Consider the following 23,372-nt stretch of genomic DNA (forward strand, 5'->3'; position numbering starts at 1 on the left):
AAGGACCTCCGCATGACGACCCCGACCCGCTGGAACCGCCGCCTGATCCTTGCCGCCGCACTCGGCGGCGCCCTGCTGCAGACCGCCTGCGTGCCGCTGATCGTCGGCGGCGCCGCCGTGGGCGGGGCCTTCGTGGCGACCGACCGGCGCACCTCCGGCACGCAGCTGGAGGACCAGGGCATCGAGCTCAAGACCTCCAACCGCATCCGCGAGCAGCTCGGCGACCGCGTCCACATCAGCGTCAACAGCTACAACCGCATGGTGCTGCTGACCGGCGAGACCCGCAACGACGAGGACAAGGCCGCCGTCGAGCGCATCGCGCAAGGCGTCGAGAACGTCGGCAGCGTGCTCAACGAGGTCGGCGTGGGCATGCTGAGCTCGCTGTCCAGCCGCGCCAACGACGTCGCCATCGCCGCCAAGGTCAAGGCCAGCCTGGTCGATGCGAAGGATCTGATCTCGAACGCGTTCTACGTGGTGGTCGAACGCGGCAACGTCTACATCATGGGCCGCGTGACCGAACGCGAAGCCACCCGCGTGACCGACATCGCGCGCGGCGTGCGCGGCGTGCAGAAGGTCGTTCGCGCGATGGAGATCATCAGCGAGGCCGACCTCGCCGCGATGGGCCAGGCGCAGCAGAACAAGCCCAAGACCAACCCCTGAACGACCTCGTTCTTCTCCTCGAAGGGACCGCCATCGCGGTCCCTTTTTCATTGGCGCGCGGCCGGCGACGGCACGCGCCGAAAAAGGGGGCGCATCAGTGTCGCGACCCTCGCGAACGGTGCGATCCCGACTCGTCGTTTTCGAGTTTTTTAGCGACTCCTTTGACTTGCCTCACACATGAAGGCAGTCGCTGCTGACGGATCGGTCAGCGCTCCTCATCATCGCGCCTCTCTCAATAAGCAAAGCGGAGGCTGAGACGATGTACTTCCCCTATCTCCATGGCAAACAGAAGGAGGTGCTGGCCCTGCGGCACCTCGCGCCGGTGCTCGGATCGGAGGGCCGGTTGCAGCCGGTGCTGGAGCCGGTGCGTCAGGCGGCGACCTCGGTGCGGCACACGCTCGAGGCCTGCGAGACGCACCGGCTCCAGGTCTGGCTGGTGGTCAATCCGATGCGCCAGGACTTCGAGCTGCTGCCGTCGGCGCAGTCCCTCGAATGGGGCCGGCAGCTCTTCACCTCGCTGCCGAAGCGGCAATGGATCCACCCGACCCTGATGCTCGGGCCGTCGCTGACGCCGAGCGTGATGCGGCGCTTCGTGCAGCTGTTCGGCGCCCGGCCGATGGGGCTGGTCGTCCTGCCCGATTCGCCGCCGCTGCACGAGGTGATGTCGCTGCTCGGCGGCGCGCAGATCCGCATGGTCTTCTTCAAGGACATCGAGCCGACGACGGCCGCGCGCGCGATGCTGGGCGGCGCGGGATGCGTCTGGGTCGAGGACCGCCGGCTGCCGGAGACCCTGGACCTGCGCGCCAGCGACCGCCACCTGTTCACCGACCGTGCGCTGACCTTCGCCCGCGACGGGCTGGCCGGGTTCTCGGACTACACGACGCTGCCCTCGCGCCCGGAGGCGCCCGAGACCGCGTCCCGGCTGGCGGCCTTCCGGCTCAGCTGTCTGCGGACGATGCCCGCCTCCGGCGAGTTCTGGATCGAGCACTTCATGGGCGGACGCCTCGGTCCGGAGGAGGGCGGCGCGGAGGCCCGCTTCCGCCAAGCGCTGCTGGCCTTCCACGCGGCGCTCGAACGGCCCGACGTCTGCTTCGGTCCGACCGAGGCGGTGCGGCGCTACCTCTCCGGCCTGATCGACGACGTGGTGCCGACGCGCGCGCTGAGCAAGCAGTGGGAGGTCATGCACCACCTCGAACTGGTCAGCGGCGTGCTGGCGGGACGCTTCCCGCCGGCGCCGGCGGGGGCGTCGCCGCACAGCCTGCTCACGACGGGTCCGCGCTCAGGCGCACTGGTATTCCGCTGAGCACCGAGGTGCCCGAAACCGGGTCCCGGGCCTCGTCGTCCAGCAGCAGGTTCATGTTGACGCCCGGGTGCCGCGCGGCGACGGCGAGCCGGCTGCCGGCGAGGTCGTGCCCCCAGCCGTGCGGCAGGCTCACCACGCCGGGCCGCATGTCCGCGCTCAGGGCGATCGGCGCGATCAGGCTGCCGCGCGCGTTGCTCAGGCGCGCGGACTGGCCGTCCGCCAGACCCGCGCGCGCGGCGTCGTCGGGATGGACCAGCAGCGTGCAGCGGTCCCGGCCCTTCGCCAGCACCGGCAGGTTGTGCATCCAGCTGTTGTTGCTGCGGGTCTCGCGACGGCCGATCAGCAGCAGCTCGTCGCCGGTCGGATGGCGCAGGGCAGCATCCGCGTGGACAAGGTCCGCCAGCAGCGCCGCCGGCGCCAGCTCGATGCGGCCCGAGGCCGTGCGCAGCACCTCGGGGATCCGCGGCTGCAGTTCGCCGAGGTCGATGCCGTGCGGCGCGGCGCGCACCTGCTTCAGCGTCAGGCCGTCCGGCTTGGCGCCGAAGCCGTCGCCGTACGGGCCCGAGCGCAGGCCCAGGTCCAGCCAGCGCGCCGGGCCGGCGTCGCCGTCCAGCATCGCGAAGAGGGCCTCGGCCTGATCGCCCGCCTGGCGCTTGAGCTCGGCGCGCAGCGCGGCGTCGTCGAAGGCTTGCAGGTCCGCATCGGCCGGCTGGCCGGCGACGATGGCGGCCAGACGCAGCAGCGTCTGCCATTCGCCGCGCGTGTCGGGGCCGGCGGGCACGACCGGGCCGGACCAGCGCGCGTGATTGCGCCAGGACAGCTGCGCGAACACCATGTCGTAGTGCCAGTCCTCCAGCGGCGACGGCGGCGGCAGGATCAGGTCGGCATGGCGACTGGTCTCGTTGATGTACGGGTCGAGGCTGACCATGAGGTCCAGGCCGTCGAGCGCGCGTGCCAGCCGGGCGCCGTTCGGCGACGAGAGCACCGGGTTGCAGGCGACCGTGATCAGCGCGTGGACCTGGCCGTCGCCGGGGGTCTCGATCTCCTCGGCCAGGCAGCTGATGGGGAACTCGCCCATCACCTCGGGCGCCTTGCCGACGCGGCTGCGACGGCGGCCGGTAGCGACGCCCTTGCCCTGGCCGGGCTTGCCCAGGGTGTTGGCCGCGAAGGCGGCGGCCTTGGGGAACATCAGGCCGCCTTCAACGTCGAAGTGGCCCGTGACGATGTTGAGCGCGTCGATCAGCCAGCTGTTGAGCGAGCCGAATCGCTGCTTGCAGGTGCCGAAGCGGCCGTACAGGACGGCCTTCGGCGTCGTGGCGAACTCGCGCGCGAGCCGCCGTTGCGCGTCCGCGGCAATGCCGCAATGCGCGGCGCCGCGTTCGGGCGGGAAGTCGGCGACGGCGGCGCGCAGCACGTCCAGGCCCTCGACGTGCTCGGCCATGCGGCCGAGATTCACGAGGCCCTCCTCGAACACCGTGTGCAGCAGCCCCAGCAGCAGGAAGACGTCGCCGCCGGGACGGATCGCGAGGTGCTCATCGGCGGCCTGCGCGGTCTCGGTGCGGCGCGGGTCGATGACGACGATCCGGCCGCCGCGGGCGCGCATCGCCTTGGCCTTGCCGCGGTAGTCGGGGCTGGTCCACAGGCTGCCGTTGCTGACCATCGGGTTCGCGCCGAGGCAGATGAACAGGTCGGTGCGAGGCAGGTCGGGCACCGGCACGCTGAGCCAGTGGCCGTACATCAGCCCGCAGGCGAGCTGCTTGGGCATCTGGTCCAGCGTCGAGGCCGAGAACAGGTTGCGCGTGCCCAGCGCGCGCGCCAGGTGCGGGAAGTAGCTGAACAGGCCGATCTTGTGCGAGGCCGGATTGCCGATCGTCAGCGCGACGGCGTCGGCGCCGAACTGGTCGCGCAGCGGGGGCAGGCGTTGCGCGATCTCCTCGAAGGCGTCCTCCCAGCTGACCGGATCGAAGCCGGAGCGGTCCGCGCGGCGGCGCATCGGCTGGCGCAGGCGGTCGGGATCCTCGTGCAGGTCCTTCAGCGCAAAGCCCTTGGGGCAGAGATAGCCGTTGCTGAAGGGGTCCGAGTCGTTGCCGCGGATGGACACGATGGACGTGCCTTCGGCGGAGCTCCGGGTGCGGATCTCAAGCCCGCAGCAGGCTTCGCAGAGCGGGCAGATGCGGGTGTGCGTGTGCTCGGTGGTCGTGGCAGCCGAGCTGCTGGCGGTGGCGGCGATGGCCATGGCTGTCTCCCGTCGTTTGCCGACGATTGTGGGAGCGGCCCAGTGCCCGCGAGGTCATGTGCGCGACATCACATCTGCCGGAACAGGTGGGTGTAGCTCTCCGCGACGATCAGCGCGTCTTCGCTTTCCTTGAGCTTGACCTGCATGCGGCCGCGGAAGTCGCGCGAGACGCCGGCGACCGCCGCCGCGTTGACCAGCGTGGAGCGGTGGATCTGCCAGAACTGCTGCGGATCCAGTTCCTCGACCAGCTCCTTCAGCGGCTTGCGGATCAGCGCCTCGCCCTGGCGCGTGGCGACGCGGGTGTACTTGCTGTCGGACTGGAAGTACAGCACCTCGTCGACGGTGATCAGCTTCAGCGTCTGCCCGACCGATGCGTTGATCCAGCGCAGGTACTGCCGCTTCGTCGTCGCGCCGGCCTGCGCGCCGAGCTGGCTCAGCACCGCGCTGAGGTCGGCCGGCGGTCCCGCCAGGCGCTGCTTGATGCGCTGGATCGCGGTGAACAGCCGCGCCGGTTCGAGCGGCTTGAGCAGGTAGTCCACCGCGCCCTCGTCGAAGGCCGCGACGGCGTACTGGTCGTAGGCGGTGACGAACACGACGTGCGACCGCCCCTGCACCTGCCGCGCCACGTCCAGGCCGGTGGCGCCGGGCATCTCGATGTCCAGGAACAGCACGTCGGGTTTGACCTCGTGCAGCAGGCGCAGCGCCTGCACGCCGTCGCCGGCCTCGCCGAGGATGTCCAGCTCCGGCCAGAGCTGCGAGAGACGCTCGACGAGTTCGTGGCGCAGTGTTTCCTCGTCCTCGGCGACGACGGCGGTCGGATGCGGGGTCATGCGGGCAGCTCCAGCGTGAATTCGGTGTCGTCGGCGTTGCTGCGGCACTGCAGCCGAGGCGGCGGCGTGCCGGGCGCGCGCTCCAGGCGCTCCAGCCGCTCGCCGAGCGCGTGCAGCGCGGCTTCTTCGCCGCCCAGTCCGCCGCGGTCGAAGGACAGGCTCAGGCGCAGACCGCCGCCGGGCGATTCCTGTGCGCTCAAGCGGGCCTGCGACGGCAGTCGCGCGGTGTCGCGCAGCATCAGCTGCGCCAGCGGCAGCAGCAGCATCGGCGGCACCGCCCGCGCGGCGAGCCACGCGGACCACTCCGTCGACAAGGTCAGCAGTCGCCGGTGCCGTCCCGCGACCACGGCGAGGTAGCTGTCCAGCAGGGCCGCCTCGGAGGCCAGCGTCACGCCGCGGTCGCGCAGCCGGGGCAGGGCCACGCGCAGGTGGCGGATCAGGCGCTCCATCTGATCCGGCGCCTCGTGGTCGGCGCGGCCGTAGGCGCGCTCGATGTCGACCAGCGTGTCGAACAGGAACTGCGGCTCCACCTGCGCCTGCAGCGCGGCCAGCCGCGCGGCGACCGCCTCGCGCTGCATCGCGCTCTGCTCGCGCAGCATCGCCTCCAGCCGCGCGCGGGTGCGCCGCCGCCGCATGACCATCTCGATCCAGGCCACGGACAGCCCGGCATGCACGCAGATCGACAGGCTCTCGCCGATGAAGTTGAGCCAGCGGATCGGCAGGTAGGGACCTTCGCCCTTGCGCTCGCGCGCGAGCTCGGCGATCGAGGGCAGCTGCAGCAGCGGCATCAGCTGGCTGTAGAACAGCTTGGCCAGCAGCGCGCCGATCAGGACGGCGGCGCCCAGCCGCGCGATCCGCCAGCGGTCGTCCAGCGCGCTGCGCGCGGCGGGCAGCCAGGTCAGCAGCAGGGCCAGCGCCACCAGCAGCGGCGTGATCATCTGGTTGGCCAGCGCGGCCGGCCAGCGCGGGTTGTCCATCACGTAGAACACCGAGGACACGTCCAGCAGGCCGAAGAACACGCCCATCAGCAGGAACCACGACAGCTCCTCGCGACGCAGCGAGCGCCACGAGTGCCACACATGGGGCAGCCAGCCGGCCGGGCTCATGGGGCGGCCCCGGCCGTGGCCGCGGCGCTTGCCGAAGAGCTTGATCCCGCCAGCCCCGTGTGGCCGGCGCTCGAGAGGGGCGACGCGCCGCCCAGCGGCACGCGCACCCGCGCGACCACGCCGCGCGGCGCCGCCGCTTCGAGTTCCAGGCAGGCCTCGCGGCCGAACATCGCCGTCAGCCGCGCCCGGGTGTTGGCCAGGCCCACGCCGCTGCCGCCGCTGGCGGCGAAGCCCTGGCCGGTGTCGCGCACCTCCAGCACCAGGCCCTGGCCGCCGGGCTCGCGCCGGGCGGAAATGTCGATGCGGCCGCCTTCGGGCAGCGGAGACAGGCCGTGCTTGATGGCGTTCTCCACCAGCGTCGGGAGCACCATCGGCGGCAGGGGCGTCGCGAACAGCGCGGCGTCGGCCTCGATGTCGAAGCGCAGCCGCTCGCCCATGCGCATCTGCAGGATGGTGAGGTAGCTGCGCGCCAGTTCCAGTTCCTGTCCCAGCGTCGACGTGCCCTGGCGCATGCTGGGCAGGGCCGCCCGCAGGTAGGCGATCAGGCTGCCCATCATGTCGCGGCCGCGTTCGGGCGCTGTCTCGTAGAGGCGCTTCACGTTGGCCAGCGTGTTGAACAGGAAGTGCGGCTCGATCTGCGCGTTCAGCGCGGAGAACTGCGCCTCCATCTGCTGCGCCTGGAGGCGGTCATGCTGCCGGGCCAGTTCGGCCAGACGGGCCTGGGCGCTGCGTTCCTCGCGCACGCCGTGCAGCAGCGCGGCGAAGAAGCCGCCCAGCACCAGCCACAGCAGCGAGGTGGACAGCACCCAGTCCCAGTGCAGCGGCGCGTCCGGATCGCCCAGGTTGGCGACCTTGTAGCGCAGCAGCGTGCCGACGGTGGCCCCCGCGGCGATGGCCACGGCGCGCACGCCGACCGGCCAGCGCGTGCGCCAGCGGGTGAGCAGCGCCTCGACCAACGCGAGCGCGGCCAGCACGCTCAGCGCGGTGAGCAGCGTCTGCCGGGTGAAGCGCAGCCACTCCATGCCCCACGCGCCCATGCCGTCGTCCTGCGTGAGCCAGGTCAGCGCGCGCGAGCCGGCCATCGCCAGACAGAAGTAGAAGGCGGCCGCGATCATGCGCAGGTTGAAGAGCTGCAGCGCGGCGTCCCGCGCCGAGCGGCGAGGCTCGGGCGTATCGCCCAAGGCGGCACTGCCGACGGCGGCGCTGCCGGCGGAGGCATGGCCGGCGGGCGTGGGACCGGGCAGGGGAGGGAACGCATCGGACATGGTCGCGATTCTGTCCGCCGTGCGCAGGGGGCGCCAGCGGGCGTGCGACGAAGCCGCCCAGGGCCGGACGAGTCCGGCATCCATGGCGCGGAGGCGGCATACTCGCCGCCCATGAAGATCCATATCGGAAACGGCGCCCGCCTGTTCGTGGACGTCGAAGGACCCGGCCTGGTGCCGGACGGGGCGCGGATGCGCGAGAAGCCGACGCTGATCTGCATGCACGGCGGACCCGGTTTCGACCATGCGGCGTTCAAGCCGGCGTTCAGCCAGCTGGCGGACATCGCGCAGATCGTCTATTACGACCATCGCGGCCATGGCCGCAGCGATCCGCGTCCGTCGTCCGAGTGGACGCTGGACATGTGGGCCGACGACATCGTGCGCCTGTGCGACGCGCTGGGCATCGAGAAGCCGATCGTGCTGGGACAGTCCTTCGGCGGTTTCGTGGCGCAGCGCTACATCGCGCGGCATCCGGGGCATGCGTCGAAAGTGATCCTGTCGAGCACCTCGCACCACATGGGCCTGGCACGCAAGCTGGACGCGTTCGAGCGCCGCGGCGGTCCCGAGGCCCGTGCCCTGGCGGAAGCGTTCTGGAGCCGCCCGACGCGCGAGACCTTCGAGGCCTACTGGTCCGGCGTGCGCCACCTCTACAACACGCAGCCGGCGGCCGATCCCGAGGCGGGCGGCCGCACGCTGGTGAACCTGGACATCCTGCTGCACTTCGTCAGCGGCGAGAAGCAGGACCTCGGGCTCCTGAAGGGGCTGGAGAAGGCGCAGTGCCCGGTGCTGGTGATGGTCGGCGAGGACGACCCGGTCTGCCCGCTCGAAGACGCGCTGGAGATCCACGACGCGCTGCCGCCGCAGTGGCGTCAGCTGGCGCGCTTCCCGGGCGTCGGGCACGGCGCCTGGCGTGACGATCCCGTCGCGGCCTTCGCGGTGCTGAGGAAGTTCATCGCTGATTGAATCGTCAGCGGTGACGCTTTGCTCCCTCTCCCGCTTGCGGGAGAGGGCGGGGGTGAGGGCCAGCGGCCTGGGCAGTCAGAAAGATGGCTTCAGCACTTCCACCGCTGCTAGCCCTCACCCCTGCCCTCTCCCGCAAGCGGGAGAGGGAGTAAGAGGGGTCAGGACGCGACCAGCGCCTTGAGATCGCGCTCGACCAGCGTCGCGTCGCCGAGGTTCAGCTCGATGACGCGGCGCAGGTGGGTGATGCTCTCGATGTCGATGCCCAGGCAGAGCAGCCCGGCGCGATCGCCTTCCACGTGGGCGAGCTGGGCGGCCATCGTGATCCGCCCGTCGTGCGGCGCCAGCGGCAGGTCCAGCAGGCACAGCGCGCCGGGTTCCACGCCCGAGCCGGGCGGCAGCAACAGCAGCGCGCCCTTGAGCGACAGGTCCAGCACCTGCACCGGCAGGCGTTGCTCGACCGTCACCAGCTGCGCCGGACCGGCGAAGGCGATGCGGGAGAAGTGACGGCGTTCGGCGCTCATGATGTCGTCGAGGGTATGCCGGCGCTCAGAGCTCGGCGTAGATGGTGCTCTTCTCGATGGCCTGGTGCAGGCGCGAGGGCGCCAGCGGTTCCAGGCCCATCGTCTCCAGCAGGTACCACGAGGCGCGCAGCAGCGCGGAGGTGGCCTGACGGAGCTCGGTCGATTCGGGCGACTCGGCGCGCGACAGCATCGCCTGCAGCTGGCGGGACTGGTGGTGGCCGGACACCTCGGGCACTTGCGACGGCGCGTGGGCCTGCGTGAGGCGGCCCAGCAGCTGCTGGACCTCGTGGCCGTGCTCGGGAGACTGGATCAGCCGCGCGAGGTCGCCCAGCAGGCGCTCGCCGGCGGCCGCCAGCAGTTGCGCGGAATGGTCCGCGCCGCCGCCCACGTAGAGGGCGGACGCCATGTCCAGGTATTCCAGCGCTCGCGCCAGACGGGGCAGGTCACTGCTCACTGCATGTCCTCCTTGATGCACTCTTTTCACGACTGCTGTTCGCATGCGTCGCCGGTCCTTGATCCGCGTTCCCTTCCTGGAAACCCGGTCCCTCCGGACGGCGGGAAAGAGGAGTGTATCGGCGCGCCGCGGCCCTGCGCACACCGTTTGTCACGACGACGGGTAGCATCCATCGGTTCGCAGGGCGGGCACTCTTTTTGCCGTCCGACCTGACCCGGCGCCGGCGGATGAGTGACCCGACGCCATCCCGACTTACCCGGAGATTCACATGGACCGTCATGACATGCCGACCGAGGGACTGATCGATCTGAGCGAGGCGCCGTCGCTGCGCACGCGTCGCGACGCGCTGGGGCGGCTGGGCCGCTACGCCGCCGCGGGGCTGGTGCTGCCGCCGGGTCTGGCGGTGCTGCCGGCGTTGGCCGCCGACAACGAGGACGACACCTACGACCAGGATTCGGTGCTGAAGGAAGCGACCGACTTCTTCGGCGAGACGACCGAAGGCCTGGCCAAGGTGATCGAGAAGGCCTTCAAGGACCAGGGCCGCCCGAACGCCTACATCAAGGGCCAGGAAGCCAGCGGCGCCGTGACGGTGGGCCTGCGCTACGGCGACGGCGACCTGATCATGAAGCGCGGCGGCGGCGGCAAGGTCTACTGGGCCGGGCCGTCGGTGGGCTTCGACGTGGGCGGCAATGCATCCAAGGTGTTCACGCTGGTCTACAAGCTGCCCAAGGCGAGCGCGATCTATCGCCGCTTCCCGGGCGTGGACGGCAGCCTGTACTACATCGGCGGTGCGGGCGTGAACTACCAGCGCGCCAACGGCATCACGCTGGCGCCGATCCGGCTGGGCGTGGGACTGCGCGCGGGCGCGAGCGTGGGCTACGTCCACTACCGGCGCGAGAAGTCGATCAATCCGTTCTGAAGCCCCGCGAGGGGCAGGCCGGCGTTCAGCCGGTGCGCAGCGGCGCGCCTTCGCGCTGGCTGCGCGCGAGCGCCTGTTCGGCGCGACCGAGCAGGCCGCTGCCGGTATCGCCCGGACCGCGCCAGGCCGTCAGGCCCATGCTGAGCGGACCGGCGGTCGGCTGCTGCTGCATCCACACGGCGCGGAAGCGCTCGCAGACCTTGCGGCCGGTGGGCAGGTCGACGTCGTGCAGCAGCATGAGCATCGCTTCGCCCTGTCCGAGCGCGAGCACGTCCTGAGCGCGGCACTGCTGGCGCAGCATGTGCGGCAGCGCGCCCGCGGGCGCCCGCGCCGCGCCGAGCGCGACCAGGCACCAGGCCATGTCGGGGGAGTTCTGCTGCTGGCGCTCGACCAGCCGCGCCAGCAGCTGATCGCGCGAGGCCAGCGGCGAGGAGGCGCCGGACTCGATCGCCAGCGCATGGAAGCGCTTGAAGTGGGCGAGGGCGACGTTGTAGTCGCCGTGGGCCTCGGCCAGCGCGCTGAAGGTTTCCTGCATCGGCGCGTGATCGTCGCCGTGGGTCTTGCGCAGCTCATCCAGACGGGAACGGGCTGCGTCGAGTTGGCCGTCCAGGATGAGACGGCGGGCTTCGGCGCAGCCTTGTTCCAGATCGCCCAGGGTGCCGGGGCTGGATCGCAAGACCTTGTCTACAGTCATAACGGAAAAGAATAGCGTCCGCTATACGACCAAACCATGGGACGAACCCGGGGAAACGCCGTTGCACTCGCATCAAATGGTGTGTGCGGCGCAAGTGCGTGCTTACCGGTGGTCACGCCGACGACGGATTGGTGACGAGCGGATGAGCGCTTCGCGACGTCGGGATGAAGCGGGCGATGCGCGATTCGGATGACGACGGCGTGCCGACGCCATGACGCTTTCGTGGTTGGGGGACAAGGGTCGGGGAGGGGCGGGACTAGGATGGTCCGAACCCGTGGATGTCGATCTCGATGGAGACCCTCGCATGACCCAGCAGACCGTGCCCCCGACTGTTCCCCCCAACGGTTCCCCGAACGGTTCCCCGACCGCGTCCGCGGTCTCGACGCACCTGCCGCTGCAGGGCACGCCCGAGACATTGCCGCCGCAAGACATCAGCGCCGAGGTGCTGCTGGAGAAGTACGCCAAGGGCGGTGAACGCAGCCTCGAGGAAGTCAGGGCGCGGGTGGCTCGCGCGCTGGCGGCGGCGGAGTCGCCGGAGCAGCGCGCGCACTGGGAGGCGAAGTTCCTGGAGGCGCAGCGGCGCGGTTTCGTGCCGGCGGGCCGGATCGCGTCGGCGGCGGGGACGGGGCTGTCGGCCACCTTGATCAACTGCTTCGTGCAGCCGGTGGGCGACGCGATCGCGGAGGAGGAAGACGGTCATCCCGGCATCTACACGGCGCTGACGGAAGCGGCGGAAACGATGCGGCGCGGCGGCGGGGTCGGTTATGACTTCTCGCGGATCCGGCCCAAGGGCGCGTATGTGAAGTCGACGCAGTCGAGCGCGTCGGGTCCGGTGAGCTACATGCGGGTCTTCGACCGCAGCTGCGAGACGGTGGAATCGGCCGGTTCCCGGCGTGGCGCGCAGATGGGCGTGCTGCGCTGCGACCACCCGGACATCGAGGAGTTCATCCATGCGAAGGACCAGGGTGATCTGAAGAACTTCAACATCTCGGTCGGCGTGACGGATGCGTTCATGGAGGCCGTGGAGGCGGACGCGGACATCGAGCTCGTGCACAAGGCGACGCCGGGGTCCAAGCAGCGTGCGGCCGGCGCGACGCAGCGGGCGGACGGGCTGTGGGTCTACCGCCGGATGCGGGCGCGCAAGCTGTGGGACCTGGTCATGCGCTCCACCTACGACCACGCGGAGCCGGGCGTGCTGTTCCTGGACCGGATCAATGCGGACAACAACCTGCATTACTGTGAGTCGATCAGCGCGACGAATCCGTGCGTGACGGCTGACACCTGGGTGTTGACCGGGGACGGCCCGCGGCAGGTCAGCGACCTGATCGGGACACCGTTCCTGGCGATGGTCGACGGCAAGGCCTACCGGACGGAGTCGGCCGGGTTCTTCCCGACGGGAACGAAGCCCGTGTTGAGCCTGAAGACGAAGGAAGGACATTCGCTGCGGCTGACCGCGAATCACCTGGTGAGGAGAGTCCTCAAGCGTTCCCGCTATTTGACCGAGACCGATTGGGTAGCGGCTGGTGCGTTGCAGCCGGGGGATGAGGTCGTCCTCCACGAGCATCGCTCGTTCGAAGGGTGGGGCGGCGACTACTCAGCCGCACAGGGATACCTGATCGGGGCGCTGTTGGGCGACGGATGGCTGAGGGATTCCAAGGCAGTGCTTTCCGTGTGGGCACCAGAACTGCATCAGGCAGTCAACGGCGTGATGCCGGTCCATTCGGCGGAAGGGATTGCCGCTGCAATCTCGGAGGCGATCGCGACCTTGCCTCATCGCGCCGATTTCCGCGGTTGGCAACGCCCGATCGCCGCGCAAGGTCAGATGCGGATGGCGTCCGCGCCCCTCCGCGATCTGGCTTTTGAGCTTGGCATGCGATGTGGCCCAGGGGGTAAGCGGATCACGCCCGTCATGGAACGGGCGTCGTCGGCGTTTCAAGCTGCATTCCTGCGCGGCCTGTTTGACGCTGATGGTTCAGTGCAAGGCACCCAGGAGAAGGGCGTCAGCGTGCGTCTGACCCAGTCCAACCTGGGCACGCTTCAAGCCGTGCAGCGAATGCTGCAGCGACTCGGCATCGTAAGCACGATCTACGTCAACCGGAGGCTCGCGGGGATGCGTGTCCTGCCGGACGGAAAAGGCGGACAACGGGAGTATCCCCACCAGCCTGTCCACGATCTGGTCGTCGCACGCGACAACCTCCAGGTCTTTGCGGAGCGCATCGGCTTTGCGGACACGGCAAAGGCCGAACGGCTGGCGCAGCGCCTGGTTTCACAGAAGCGCGCGCCAAATCGCGAGCGCTTCGTGGCGACCGTCGCTTCGGTCGAACTCGATGGCGTCGAGCCCGTCTACGACGTGACGGTCGAGCACGTGCACGCCTTCGACGCCAATGGTCTGATGGTCCACAACTGCGCCGAGCAGCCGCTCCCTTCCTACGGCTGCTGCTGCCTCGGCTCGATCGACCTGACGGTCTTCGTGAAGGACGCGTTCGTGGCGAAGGCCTCGTTCGACGAGGCCGAGTTCGCCGACATCTGCAAGACCGCCACCCGCATGCTCGACAACGTGCTCGACGTGACGCCTTGGCCGCTGCCGCAGCAGGCGCGCGAGGCCGCCAACAAGCGGCGCGTGGGGCTGGGCTTCACCGGCCTCGGCGACACGCTGGTGATGCTCGGCCTGCGCTATGACGGCGAGCCCGCCCGCGCGATGGCGCGGCGCATCAGCGAGATCATGCGCGACGCCGCCTATGAGGCGTCCGCCGACCTCGCGATCGAGCGCGGCGCGTTCCCGCTCTTCAACGCCGACCTCTATCTGTCGGGCGGCAACTTCGCCTCGCGGCTGCCTCCTTGGCTGAAGGACAAGATCCGCGCGCAGGGCCTGCGCAACTCGCACCTGCTGTCGATCGCGCCGACCGGCACCATCTCGCTGGCCTTCGCCGACAACGCCAGCAACGGCATCGAGCCCGCGTTCTCGTGGAGCTACACCCGCAGGAAGCGGATGCCCGACAACTCGTTCAAGGAGTACGCCGTCGAGGACCACGCCTGGCGGCTCTACCGCCACCTGTTCGGCGCCGACGCACCGCTGACCGACGCCTTCGTCACCGCGCTCGAACTGCAGGCGTCGGATCACGAAGCGATGGTCGCGGCGGTCGCTCCATACGTCGACACCTCGATCTCCAAGACCGTCAACGTTCCGGCGGACTATCCGTACGCCGACTTCCAGGATCTCTACCGGCTGGCCTGGAAGAGCGGGCTCAAGGGCCTCGCGACCTATCGTCCGAACAGCGTGCTCGGCGCGGTGCTCAGCGTGGAGCCCATCGCCAAGCCGGAGCCGCTGAAGGCCGACATCGGTCCCAACCAGCGGCTGCGCGTCGAGCGCCTGCCCAAGCCGGTGCTGGCCTCGCTGCGCTGGCCGAGCCGGCCCGAGATGCCCGGCGGCAACCCGGCCTGGTCCACGATGATCCGCCACCCGCATGGCGACTTCGCGCTCTTCGTCGGTGAACTGCCGGCGGAGGGACCGGATGCGGGCCTCTTCGGACGCACGCTGCCGTTCGAGGTCTGGGTCAACGGCGCCGAGCAGCCGCGCGGCCTCGGGGCGCTGGCGAAGACGCTGTCGATGGACCTGCGCGCCAACGACGCGGCCTGGCTGCGACTGAAGCTCGACGCGTTGGCGACCGTCGCCGAGGAGCGTGCCTTCGAGATGCCGATGCCGCCGCTCGGCGAAGCGCGCCTGTTCCCGGGCGTCGTCGCGGCCACTGCGGCGGTGATCCGCTGGCGCTGCGAGCAGCTCGGCGCGCTGCAGGAAGGCGGTCCGACGCCGGTGCTCGACGCGATGTTCTCGCGCGAGGAGCCGCGCACCGGCACGGCCGGCACGCTTGCCTGGGCGGTCGACGTCGACAACCCTGCGACCAGCGAGCTGTTCACGCTCACGCTCAAGGAAGTCAGCCTGCCCACGCCCGACGGCGGCAGCGTCACGCGGCCCTGCGCGATGGGCTTTTCCGGCAACTATCCGAAGGCGCTGGACGGGCTGGCGCGTCTGCTGTCGCTGGACATGCGGGTGCTCGACCCGGGCTGGATCGGCATGAAGCTGCGCAAGCTGCTCAACGTCGGCGAGCCGCTGGGCCACTTCATGGCGCCGGTGCCGACGCTGTCGGGGGAAAGACGGCAGCAGGTGTGGCCGTCGACGGTCGCGTATGTTGCGCGTCTGGTCATCCACCGCTACGCGATGCTGGGCGTGCTGGACGAGAGCGGCTATCCGCTCGTCGACATGGGGCTGATGCAGCAGGCGCCGCTCAAGGCCGCGGGAGCGACCGCAGGGGCGGCGCGCGCCGCCTCGGAAGCCGGCGGCATCGTGGCGATGGCCGGCAAGAAGTGTCCCGAGTGCGGCAACGCCACGCTCATCCACCGCGACGGGTGCGAGTTCTGCACCGCGTGCGGATTCGTGGGGCAGTGCGGGTGACCGCGCCGCCGGGCGCCTTGCCCGGCGTGATGCCAGGCCTGATGCCCGGCGTCAGGCCTGAATCCAGGCCCGACATGAGCCCTGAGGTCAGGCTTGGCCCGGGGCCTTGTCTTCCGTGGGGGCGTCGCCGCCGGCCGGTCCGCCCTGGGTGACCGGCTCATCCGCGGGGGCGTCCGAGCCCGCACCGCTGGCCTTGCGATGGGCCTTCTCTTCCTTCTTCTTTTTCTTGGCCAGCTCGCGTTGGCGTTTTTCGTATGAGTAGTTGGGGGTAGCGATATCGGCCTCCGATAGGTTGGGGGTGATCGATGAGCCTGACGTTTCCGCCATTGCGCGAATCCGGGCCAGTTCCTGGCGGTGGACGTTGGTCCCGGTGGTGGTCAATCGAAGGCCGCCGCCATGCCATTCCAGCCAGTCCAGATCGACCAGGCGGTCGATCAGCTTTTCCGGAATCTCGTTGGCCTGACGCCGCTGGAGCGCATCGACACTCTGCCGCAACGAAGCACGGAGCTCGTCGAGGGTTTGTGGGACAGGCATGGTGCTCCTCCTCCGATCTCACCCCGCGACATGCGGAGCGAACAGATTCGCCAAGCAATCAAGGCGAGGACTTGCACGGCTTCCGACAGGAGAGCGAAGCGAAGACTTCGGGATGACAGGCTCACGGTCTATCGGCTGATCGTAGCGCAGACCCGCGTGCGAACCTTTTTGACGGAAAACGAATCCGTTAAGACGGCGTTTGCGTACAGCGTCATCGGTGGGGCACTTCGGCCTCGCCGCCAACCCCCGAGGAGCTGCGATGACCCCGATGAACGCCCTGAATTCCCGCACCACGTCCGTTCTTGCGCTGCTGGCGCCGGTCGCGCTGCTCGGCGCCTGCGCCATGTCCGGTCCGTCGGGCTCGGCCGGGCCCGCGTTCTCCCAGGCCGGCCTGCCCGCCGCCGTGCAGGTGCCGGACGGGCACAAGGTGTCGATGGAGACCGTCGGCGTCGGCAAGATCACCTACGAATGCCGCGCGAAGAAGGACATGGCGGGGCAGTTCGAATGGGTGTTCGTCGGCCCGGATGCGGCCTTGAACGACAGACGCGGCACCATGGTCGGCAAGTACTACGGCCCGCCGGCGACCTGGGAAGCCCGCGACGGCTCCAAGGTCACCGGCACGCAGGTGGCGGTGGCGCCCGCGGCGGCCGGGAGCATCCCGTTCCAGCTGGTGAAGGCCAATCCGGCCGTCGGCATGGGCGCCATGCAGGGCGTCAGCCACATCCAGCGCGTGGCCACCAAGGGCGGCGTCGCGCCGCAGACGATGTGCGACGCCGCTGGCGTGGGTCAGAAGCAGGTCGTCGACTATCAGGCGGACTACATCTTCTGGGCGCCAGTGGCGATGCGCTGAGGCTGCCAGGCGCAAGAGGTGGCTGACTGCCACCGCCGCTGGCCCTCACCCCAACCCTCTCCCGCAAGCGGGAGAGGGAGAGAGAATGCACCGAGCCCACCGCATGGCTCCCTTCTTGCTCCCTCTCCCGCTTGCGGGAGAGGGCAGGGGTGAGGGCCAGCGACCTTGGCAGTCAGAGGACGACGGCATCTCTCCCGCCAGCAGGCGAGGGAGCGCGTCGTGGTGCCGTCAGACGGCGGCGCCGCGCTTGCGCAGGCGCCAGCCCAGCATCGCGATGCCGGCGAGGAGCAGCGCGTAGGTCGACGGTTCCGGGACCGCGCTCAGCGTCGTGAAGCCGTTGCTGAAGCTGTAGGTCGCCGTCAGGCCGTTGACCTTGGTCGCGGCGACGAGGTTCAGGAAGCTCGCGTCATGCGACAGGTCGCCGGCGAAACGCAGCGCGTAGCCGGCGCCGAGCTGCGTCACCGTCAGCACGCTGCCCGCCACCACGCTGCCGATCGAGGCGAAGTTCAGTCCGCCGCCGTCCAGTTCGAACGCGCCGCTGCCCAGTAGCGACAGGCTCGCAAAGCTCTGGTTCCCGCCGATCACTTTCAGCGCGCCGCCGTTCACTTCGAGCGCGCCGGCCGCGCCCAGGCGTTGCTCGCCTTGCAGTTCCAGGACGCCGCCGTCCAGCGTCACCGTGCCGATGTGCTGGCTCTGGCCGGTCAGCACGACGCGTCCGCTCTCGACCTGCAGCTGGTTGACGTTGCTGAAGGCGCCCGCGTAGTTGAACTGGTTGCCATTGCCGACTTCGAAGCGCACCGTCGCCGAGCCCGCGCCGCTGGCGCCGTGCACGTCGCCGAGGATCAACGCCTGCCCGCCGCTGACCACCAGCGTGCTGCGGCCCGCGCCGAGGTCGATCGCCACGCCGCTCGCGCTGCCGTCGATGCGGCCGGCGTTGATCACCGTCGTGTCGTAGTCCGAGGCCGAGCGGATCGCCGCCGCCGTCCCGCCGCCGACGATGACGCCGCCGGCCTGGTTCTCGATACGGACCAGCTTCCCGCTGCCGCCCAGGCCGCCGATGTAGATCGCCGAGTCGCTGTCGCCGCGGATCATGCCGCCGGCGCCGTTGACCACCGTCGCGTTGGCATAGAGCGCCTCGCGCTGACCGGCGTTCGGGCCGCTGGTGATGTCGTTGCCGACCAGCGAGATCCCGCGACCCACTGCGTTGGTGTTGCCGACCGCGACCAGGCCTTCGATCAGGCCGGTGTTGCGGATCGTGCCGCCGCCCGCCGAGATGCCTTCGCTGAAGGCCAGTCCCGCGCCCAGCGACGAGAACGCGTTGATCGAGCGGATGGTGCCGCTGTTGATCAGATCCAGCGGGCCGTCGACATCGACGCCGTCCCCGTCGCCGGTCACGCCGTTGCCGGTGATCAGTCCGGCGTTGCGGACCGTGATCACCTGCAGCGCGTTGAAGCCGTCGAAGTTCAGGCCCGCGCCGTTCATGCCGCGGATCGTGCCGCCGGCGGCGTTGTTGATCGCGCCGGTCCAGGCGATCGCCGTTTCCGGGCCGCCGGTCACGCCGTGACGGCCCCCTTCGAGCAGACCGCCCGACAGGTTGTTGAACGTGATGCCGCTGTTGGCCTGGAAGTCGATGCCGTCGCTGCTGGAGCCCGTCGTCGTGATCGAGCGGATGGTGCCGGCGTTGTTGACGATGCCGTTGACGCCGGGACGGATCGCATCCGCCTCGTAGGCCAGCATCAGCGCGCCCGCCTGGTTGTTCACGATGTTGACGCCCGAGGCGATCGCGTTGAAGTCGACGACCTGGTTGCCGCCCGCCGACGCGTTCGTCGAGATCATGCTGCCCCAGTTGGTCAGCGTGACGCTGGCCGGGGACTTGTTCATCTGGATCAGGTCCGCGTCCTGCGCGCGCATGGAGGCGGTGCTGTTGCTCGCGCTGCCGTTGACGATGATCAGGTTCTGCACGCCGGTGTTGTCGCGGATCACGCGGCCCGTGCCCGTCTGCACGATGCTGCCGAGGTTGTTGAGCGTCGCGTTGTTGCCGCTGACCGTCACCGCCACCGTGGAGCCGCCCACCGTCAGCGTGCCGGTGGCGCACAGCGCGCCGGTCTGACCGTTGCCGCTGCCCAGCGTCTGTGCCGCGGTGACCGCGCCGCAGAGGTCGAAGGACGCGGCGCCGGCCGACCCGGCCTGCAGCAGCAGTGCGGCGAGCGCCAGTCCGCTCAGGCGGAAGGCCGGAGCACGGCGGAGGTCGGACGGGGAACGGCGGGGCGCGCGGTGGACCATGGCGGAGGATGTCTCGTGTGAAAAATTCACGCGATGCTAGGAGGCCCGGACCTCGCGCGGCACCGCCCGAGCAGGGTGCTCTGCAACGCCGTTCTGACACACGCCTGTCATCGAGCGCTGACCTCCCGCGCGGGTCGGGTGGTAGCGGAACCACCCCGACGTCGACGTCGGAAATCCTCGGGATCCATCGGGGAATTCCTCCGCCCGTGATCCCCGTCACGGCGCCGTTCCCCCCGGATGCGGGGGAGCCCGAACCGCTTCCCTCACTGTGTCACGCGGCGGGGCGAGTGACACATTCGCTTCACGAGTTTCAAAAGTAGCATTTCGGCTGTTTCGACGCTTTCCAGGGACAGGTCATGAATGCGCTTTCGGTCAAGAAGCAGTTGATGTTCGCTTTCGCCGCGCTGGTCGCGGCGGTCGTGCTGGTCAGCGTGGTCGCGCTGCGCGACCTGGCCGCCGCGGATGCCCGCTTCAGCGGTTTCGTCCACGGCATCAACGAACGCGAATCGATGGCCGTCGACGTCCGCATCGACGCCAACCGCCGCGCCATCGGCGTGCGCGACATGGTCATCGTCAAGGAAGCGGCCGACATCGAGGCGTCGAAGAAGATGGCGCTGGAAGCGCACGCCGCGATCGGCGAGCACCTGCGCAAGCTGCGCGACGCGGTTGCCGCGGCGCCCGACGCCACGCCGCGCGAGCGCGAGCTGCTGGCGAAGATCGTCGAGGTCGAAGGCAAGTACGGCCCGGTCGCCGCGCGCATCGTCGAGCTGGCTGCCGCCGGCAAGCGCGACGAGGCGATGGACACGATGACCCGGGACTGCCGTCCTCTGCTGGCGGCGCTGCTGACGGCGGCGCGCGAGTACGTCGACTACGCCGGCAAGGCCGGCGACGAGGTCACCGCGGCGTCCACCGCCCAGTACCAGGCCCAGCGCTGGTGGATGAGCCTGATCAGCCTGGCCGCGGTCGGCGTCGCGGTCGGGCTCGGCTGGCTGATCACCCGTCGCCTGATGACGGCGCTCGGCACCGAGCCGGCGCAGCTCGCCGACGCCGCCCACCGCATCGCCGACGGCGACCTGCGCCCGGTGGAGGGCGCCGCCTCGGCGCCGGCCGACAGCGTGCTCGCCTCCATGGGCGTGATGCAGTCGCAACTGGTCACCCTGATCGCCCAGGTGCGCGGTTCGGCCGACCAGATCGCGATGGCCAGCGCCCAGATCGCCCAGGGCAACAACGACCTGTCCGCGCGCACCGAGGAGCAGGCCTCCGCCATCGAGGAGACGGCTGCCTCCATGGAGCAGCTCAGCGCCACCGTGCGCCAGAACGCCGACAACGCCCAGCAGGCCAACCAGTTGGCGCGCAACGCCAGCGAGGTCGCCGTGCGCGGCGGCGAGGTGGTCGGCCAGGTCGTCGAGACCATGCGCGGCATCAACGACAGCAGCCGCCGGATTTCCGACATCATCGGCGTCATCGACGGCATCGCCTTCCAGACCAACATCCTCGCGCTGAACGCGGCCGTCGAAGCGGCGCGCGCCGGCGAGCAGGGCCGCGGTTTCGCGGTCGTCGCCTCCGAAGTGCGCAGCCTGGCCAGCCGGTCCGCCGGCGCCGCCAAGGAGATCAAGCAGCTCATCGGCGACAGCGTCGCCCGCGTCGAGCAGGGCACCGGGCTGGTCGACCAGGCCGGCGCCACCATGACCGAGGTCGTCGGCGCGATCCGCCGCGTCTCCGACATCGTCGGCGAGATCAGCGCGGCCAGCGTCGAACAGAGCAGCGGCGTCACGCAGGTCGGCGAGGCCATCACCCAGATGGACCGCGCCACCCAGCAGAACGCCTCGCTGGTCGAGGAAAGCGCCGCCGCCGCCGACAGCATGAAGCAGCAGGCCGCCGACATGGTCGGCGCGGTGGCGGTCTTCCGCATCGGCGAGGACGACCGGTCCTCGGGCTCGACCTCGACCGCGTCGTCGTCCTCTCGCGCCGCTCTGCGCGGCGCGTCCGCGACGGCGTCGACGACCGCCCGGACCGCATCGTCCGTTCCGCCGCGAGCCACCTCGGCGCCGGCGTCGCAGGCTGCGGCTTCCCCGCGCCGCCCGGCACTGGCCAACGCATCGGCCCCGGCCGTCTCGCGCCCGAACGTCCGGGTGGTCGCCGCCACGTCGGCACCGCGGCGGCATTCGGCGCCGACGCCGGACCTGCAGGTGGTCCGCCCGACCGCCGCGCCCGCCAGACCCGCCGCCAAACCGGCCGCCGAGCCGGTGCTGGCAGGGGACGATGACTGGACCTCGTTCTGATCCTGCGCGCCCGGGACTTCCCTGTCCCGAAAGAGGAGGATGTCGGGCGGGGGCGCTCCTGACTATGCTTCGCGCACCGGCGCGGTGCCCGCGGCGGAGCCCGAGGAGCGCGCCATGCCGGCCACCCGTACCGCCAGTCCCCTGGCCCGATTCGACTATCCGCATTCGGCACGCCGCGAAATGCTGCCCTTCCTCCCGCCGGGGAGCCAGCGCGTACTGGACGTCGGTTGCAACACCGGCGCCTTCGGGGAGGCGGTCAAGCAGACCCGCCCCGGCACCGAGGTCTGGGGCATCGAGCCCGACGCCGGCGCGGCGGAACGCGCCACCCAGCACCTGGACCGCGTGATGCAGGGCTTCTTCGGCCCGGGCCTGCCGCTGCCCGAGTCCCACTTCGACGCCATCACCTTCAACGACGTGCTGGAGCACATGCCCGATCCGTGGGCGGCGCTCAACCATGCCGCGCCGCTGCTCGCCCCGGGCGGGGTCGTGCTTGCTTCGCTGCCCAACCTGCTGCACCTGGACACCATCTGGCCGCTGGTCCATGACCGCGACTTCCGCTACGAGCCCTGCGGCGTCCGGGACCGGACGCACCTGCGCTTCTTCACCCGCACCAGCGCGCTGCGCATGTTCGAGGAATGCGGCTACGAGGTCCTCAGCGTCCAGGGCATCAACGAGCAGTGGTACACCTCCTCGATCCGACGCCGGCTCGCCTTCCGGCTCTTCGGCCGGCAGCTCGAAGAGACCAAGTGGGTGCAGTTCGCCTTCGTCGCCCGACCCCGGGCGCCCCGGCTGGTGTCCTGAGAACCTGGAGACGCTGAAGCTCCGCGGTCTCTGCGGTCCATGCCGCCTCTGGGGCCGCCGCAGTGGTGCGCGGGGGCCTTGAATCGCCCCACCGCCGACGGGTGTCCTCCGCAGCCGCGACAATGCGCCGCATGCGCGCCCTGATCGACCTGCTGATCCAACACGACTTCCTGCTCGTCTTCCTCGTGACCTTGGCGGCGCGCATCGGTGCGCCCGTGCCGGCGGCCCCGCTGCTGGTCGTGGCGGGCGGACTGGCCGCCGCGGGCCGCCTGTCGGCGCTGTCGTTGGTCGTGGCGGCGGTGCTGGCCAACGTCCTCGGCGACGCCATCTGGTTCATCGCCGGCCGCAGCTACGGCCACCGCGTCCTGCGTCTCCTGTGCCGCGTCTCGCTCTCGCCCGACGTCTGCGTGCGCCAGAGCGAAACCCTCATCGCGCGCTGGGGCGGCAGCTCCCTGCTGGCCGCCAAGTTCCTGCCCGGCATCTCCGTCGTCGCCGCCCCGATGGCCGGCGCGCTCGGCATGGGCTGGCGCCGTTTCGTCGCCTACGACGCCGTCGCCGGCCTGGTCTGGACCGCCTGCTTCCTCGGCCTCGGCCTCATCTTCAGCGACCAGATCCAGGACGTGCTGGACTTCCTCTCCAACGCCGGGCTCTACGCGGTGATCGCCATCCTCGCCGTGCTGCTGCTCCTCGTCGGCAACCGCTGGCGGCGTCGCCGCCAGATGGCCAAGCTGCAGGGCGAGGTCGAGCGCATCAGCGTCGAGGACGCCGCCGCGCTCGTCGAGCAGGACATGGCGCCGCTCTTCATCGACGTCCGCAGCGATCCCGGCCGCGCCGCGGATCCGCGCACGCTGCCGGGCGCGCTCAACATCCCGCTGACCCGCCTGCCCGAGTACGCCGAGCAACTGCCCGACGACCGGCTGCTGGTGCTGTACTGCAACTGCCCCAACGAGGTCTCCGCCATCCAGGGCGCGCACGAACTGCTCAAGCGCGGTCACCCGCGCGTGCTGGCGCTCGACGGCGGTCTGGACGGCTGGCACGAACTGCAGCGTCGCCAGGGGCGCGACCGCGGCGATAGCGGCGACGGCGACGCGGCGGGACTGCCGCTCAAGCCGACGACCAGCGCGACGGCGGCATCACCGGCCGCTTCGCCCGTGGCTCCGGCCGCCCTGCCGCCCGCCGCGCCCGCCGTCCCCTGATCTGAGGAGGGGAGGCTCCCGCGGCTGG

18 protein-coding genes are annotated in these 23,372 nt (G+C 70.4%); 9 read left to right on the top strand and 9 right to left on the bottom strand.

From position 1 onward, the window contains the following. The first annotated feature begins 12 nt into the window (after positions 1-12). Both ACQZ13_RS05425 and ACQZ13_RS05430 read left to right on the top strand, forming a co-directional pair. Positions 13-660 carry a BON domain-containing protein gene (locus ACQZ13_RS05425; RefSeq protein ID WP_431050199.1) on the top strand — a complete coding sequence of 216 codons (648 nt, stop codon included), beginning with the start codon at positions 13-15 and terminating at the stop codon, positions 658-660. A 259-nt stretch (positions 661-919) separates the two neighbouring features. After that, the gene (locus ACQZ13_RS05430; RefSeq protein ID WP_431050200.1) at positions 920-1,963 is read left to right on the top strand and encodes a sce7725 family protein; all 1,044 of its coding nucleotides are present in this window, start codon (positions 920-922) and stop codon (positions 1,961-1,963) included. Here the strand turns inward: ACQZ13_RS05430 and ACQZ13_RS05435 are convergent. From ACQZ13_RS05435 to ACQZ13_RS05450, 4 genes are all read right to left on the bottom strand, one after another. Next, on the bottom strand, positions 1,923-4,199 hold the full coding sequence (locus tag ACQZ13_RS05435; protein ID WP_431050201.1) for a molybdopterin-dependent oxidoreductase: 2,277 nt from the start codon (positions 4,197-4,199) through the stop codon (positions 1,923-1,925). The genes ACQZ13_RS05430 and ACQZ13_RS05435 overlap by 41 nt on opposite strands. Before the next feature lie 68 nt (positions 4,200-4,267). Beyond that, on the bottom strand, positions 4,268-5,029 hold the full coding sequence (locus ACQZ13_RS05440) for a LytR/AlgR family response regulator transcription factor (protein WP_088404974.1): 762 nt from the start codon (positions 5,027-5,029) through the stop codon (positions 4,268-4,270). Next, positions 5,026-6,135 carry a histidine kinase gene (locus tag ACQZ13_RS05445; RefSeq protein WP_431050202.1) on the bottom strand — a complete coding sequence of 370 codons (1,110 nt, stop codon included), beginning with the start codon at positions 6,133-6,135 and terminating at the stop codon, positions 5,026-5,028. The genes ACQZ13_RS05440 and ACQZ13_RS05445 overlap by 4 nt, the downstream gene beginning before the upstream one ends. Next, positions 6,132-7,400, bottom strand: a complete 1,269-nt coding sequence (locus tag ACQZ13_RS05450; protein ID WP_431050203.1) for a sensor histidine kinase — start codon at positions 7,398-7,400, stop codon at positions 6,132-6,134. Before ACQZ13_RS05450 ends, ACQZ13_RS05445 begins: the two co-directional genes overlap by 4 nt. 111 nt (positions 7,401-7,511) lie before the next feature. On the opposite strand from ACQZ13_RS05450, the gene ACQZ13_RS05455 reads away from it, so the two are divergent. Continuing rightward, a complete protein-coding gene (locus tag ACQZ13_RS05455) occupies positions 7,512-8,360 on the top strand; it encodes an alpha/beta fold hydrolase (RefSeq protein ID WP_431050204.1) in 849 nt (282 codons plus the stop codon). A 158-nt stretch (positions 8,361-8,518) separates the two neighbouring features. On the opposite strand, the gene ACQZ13_RS05460 is transcribed toward ACQZ13_RS05455, so the two are convergent. Next, complete coding sequence (locus ACQZ13_RS05460; RefSeq protein WP_088404978.1) at positions 8,519-8,881, bottom strand: PilZ domain-containing protein; 363 nt, start codon at positions 8,879-8,881, stop codon at positions 8,519-8,521. A gap of 25 nt (positions 8,882-8,906) precedes the next feature. Then, the gene (locus ACQZ13_RS05465; RefSeq protein ID WP_431050205.1) at positions 8,907-9,335 is read right to left on the bottom strand and encodes a hypothetical protein; all 429 of its coding nucleotides are present in this window, start codon (positions 9,333-9,335) and stop codon (positions 8,907-8,909) included. 268 nt (positions 9,336-9,603) lie between these two features. On the opposite strand from ACQZ13_RS05465, the gene ACQZ13_RS05470 reads away from it, so the two are divergent. Next, positions 9,604-10,254 (top strand): DUF1134 domain-containing protein, encoded by a 651-nt coding sequence (locus tag ACQZ13_RS05470; RefSeq protein ID WP_431050206.1) that lies wholly within the window; start codon positions 9,604-9,606, stop codon positions 10,252-10,254. A gap of 25 nt (positions 10,255-10,279) precedes the next feature. On the opposite strand, the gene ACQZ13_RS05475 is transcribed toward ACQZ13_RS05470, so the two are convergent. Beyond that, entirely contained in the window at positions 10,280-10,930 is a 651-nt protein-coding gene (locus ACQZ13_RS05475) for a GGDEF domain-containing protein (protein ID WP_431050207.1), read from the bottom strand. A gap of 322 nt (positions 10,931-11,252) precedes the next feature. On the opposite strand from ACQZ13_RS05475, the gene ACQZ13_RS05480 reads away from it, so the two are divergent. Next, positions 11,253-15,398 (top strand): LAGLIDADG family homing endonuclease, encoded by a 4,146-nt coding sequence (locus ACQZ13_RS05480; protein WP_431050208.1) that lies wholly within the window; start codon positions 11,253-11,255, stop codon positions 15,396-15,398. A gap of 87 nt (positions 15,399-15,485) precedes the next feature. On the opposite strand, the gene ACQZ13_RS05485 is transcribed toward ACQZ13_RS05480, so the two are convergent. Beyond that, on the bottom strand, positions 15,486-15,674 hold the full coding sequence (locus ACQZ13_RS05485) for a hypothetical protein (RefSeq protein WP_431053132.1): 189 nt from the start codon (positions 15,672-15,674) through the stop codon (positions 15,486-15,488). Positions 15,675-16,191: 517 nt separating this feature from the next. On the opposite strand from ACQZ13_RS05485, the gene ACQZ13_RS05490 reads away from it, so the two are divergent. Further along, on the top strand, positions 16,192-16,782 hold the full coding sequence (locus ACQZ13_RS05490; protein WP_431050209.1) for a DUF3455 domain-containing protein: 591 nt from the start codon (positions 16,192-16,194) through the stop codon (positions 16,780-16,782). Positions 16,783-17,010: 228 nt separating this feature from the next. Here ACQZ13_RS05490 and ACQZ13_RS05495 read toward each other — a convergent pair whose 3' ends face one another. Next, positions 17,011-19,065 (bottom strand): PEP-CTERM sorting domain-containing protein, encoded by a 2,055-nt coding sequence (locus ACQZ13_RS05495; protein WP_431050210.1) that lies wholly within the window; start codon positions 19,063-19,065, stop codon positions 17,011-17,013. 356 nt (positions 19,066-19,421) lie between these two features. Between ACQZ13_RS05495 and ACQZ13_RS05500 the strand changes: the two genes are divergently transcribed. From ACQZ13_RS05500 to ACQZ13_RS05510, 3 genes are all read left to right on the top strand, one after another. After that, entirely contained in the window at positions 19,422-21,347 is a 1,926-nt protein-coding gene (locus ACQZ13_RS05500) for a methyl-accepting chemotaxis protein (protein ID WP_431050211.1), read from the top strand. A 114-nt stretch (positions 21,348-21,461) separates the two neighbouring features. After that, on the top strand, positions 21,462-22,148 hold the full coding sequence (locus ACQZ13_RS05505; protein ID WP_431050212.1) for a methyltransferase domain-containing protein: 687 nt from the start codon (positions 21,462-21,464) through the stop codon (positions 22,146-22,148). 131 nt (positions 22,149-22,279) lie between these two features. Continuing rightward, positions 22,280-23,344, top strand: coding sequence for a VTT domain-containing protein (locus ACQZ13_RS05510; protein WP_431050213.1), 1,065 nt, complete (start codon positions 22,280-22,282; stop codon positions 23,342-23,344). Positions 23,345-23,372: the final 28 nt, after the last annotated feature.

Origin of the sequence: Roseateles sp. L2-2 (assembly GCF_050613215.1) — a bacterium.
Classification (GTDB): domain Bacteria; phylum Pseudomonadota; class Gammaproteobacteria; order Burkholderiales; family Burkholderiaceae_C; genus Roseateles; species Roseateles noduli.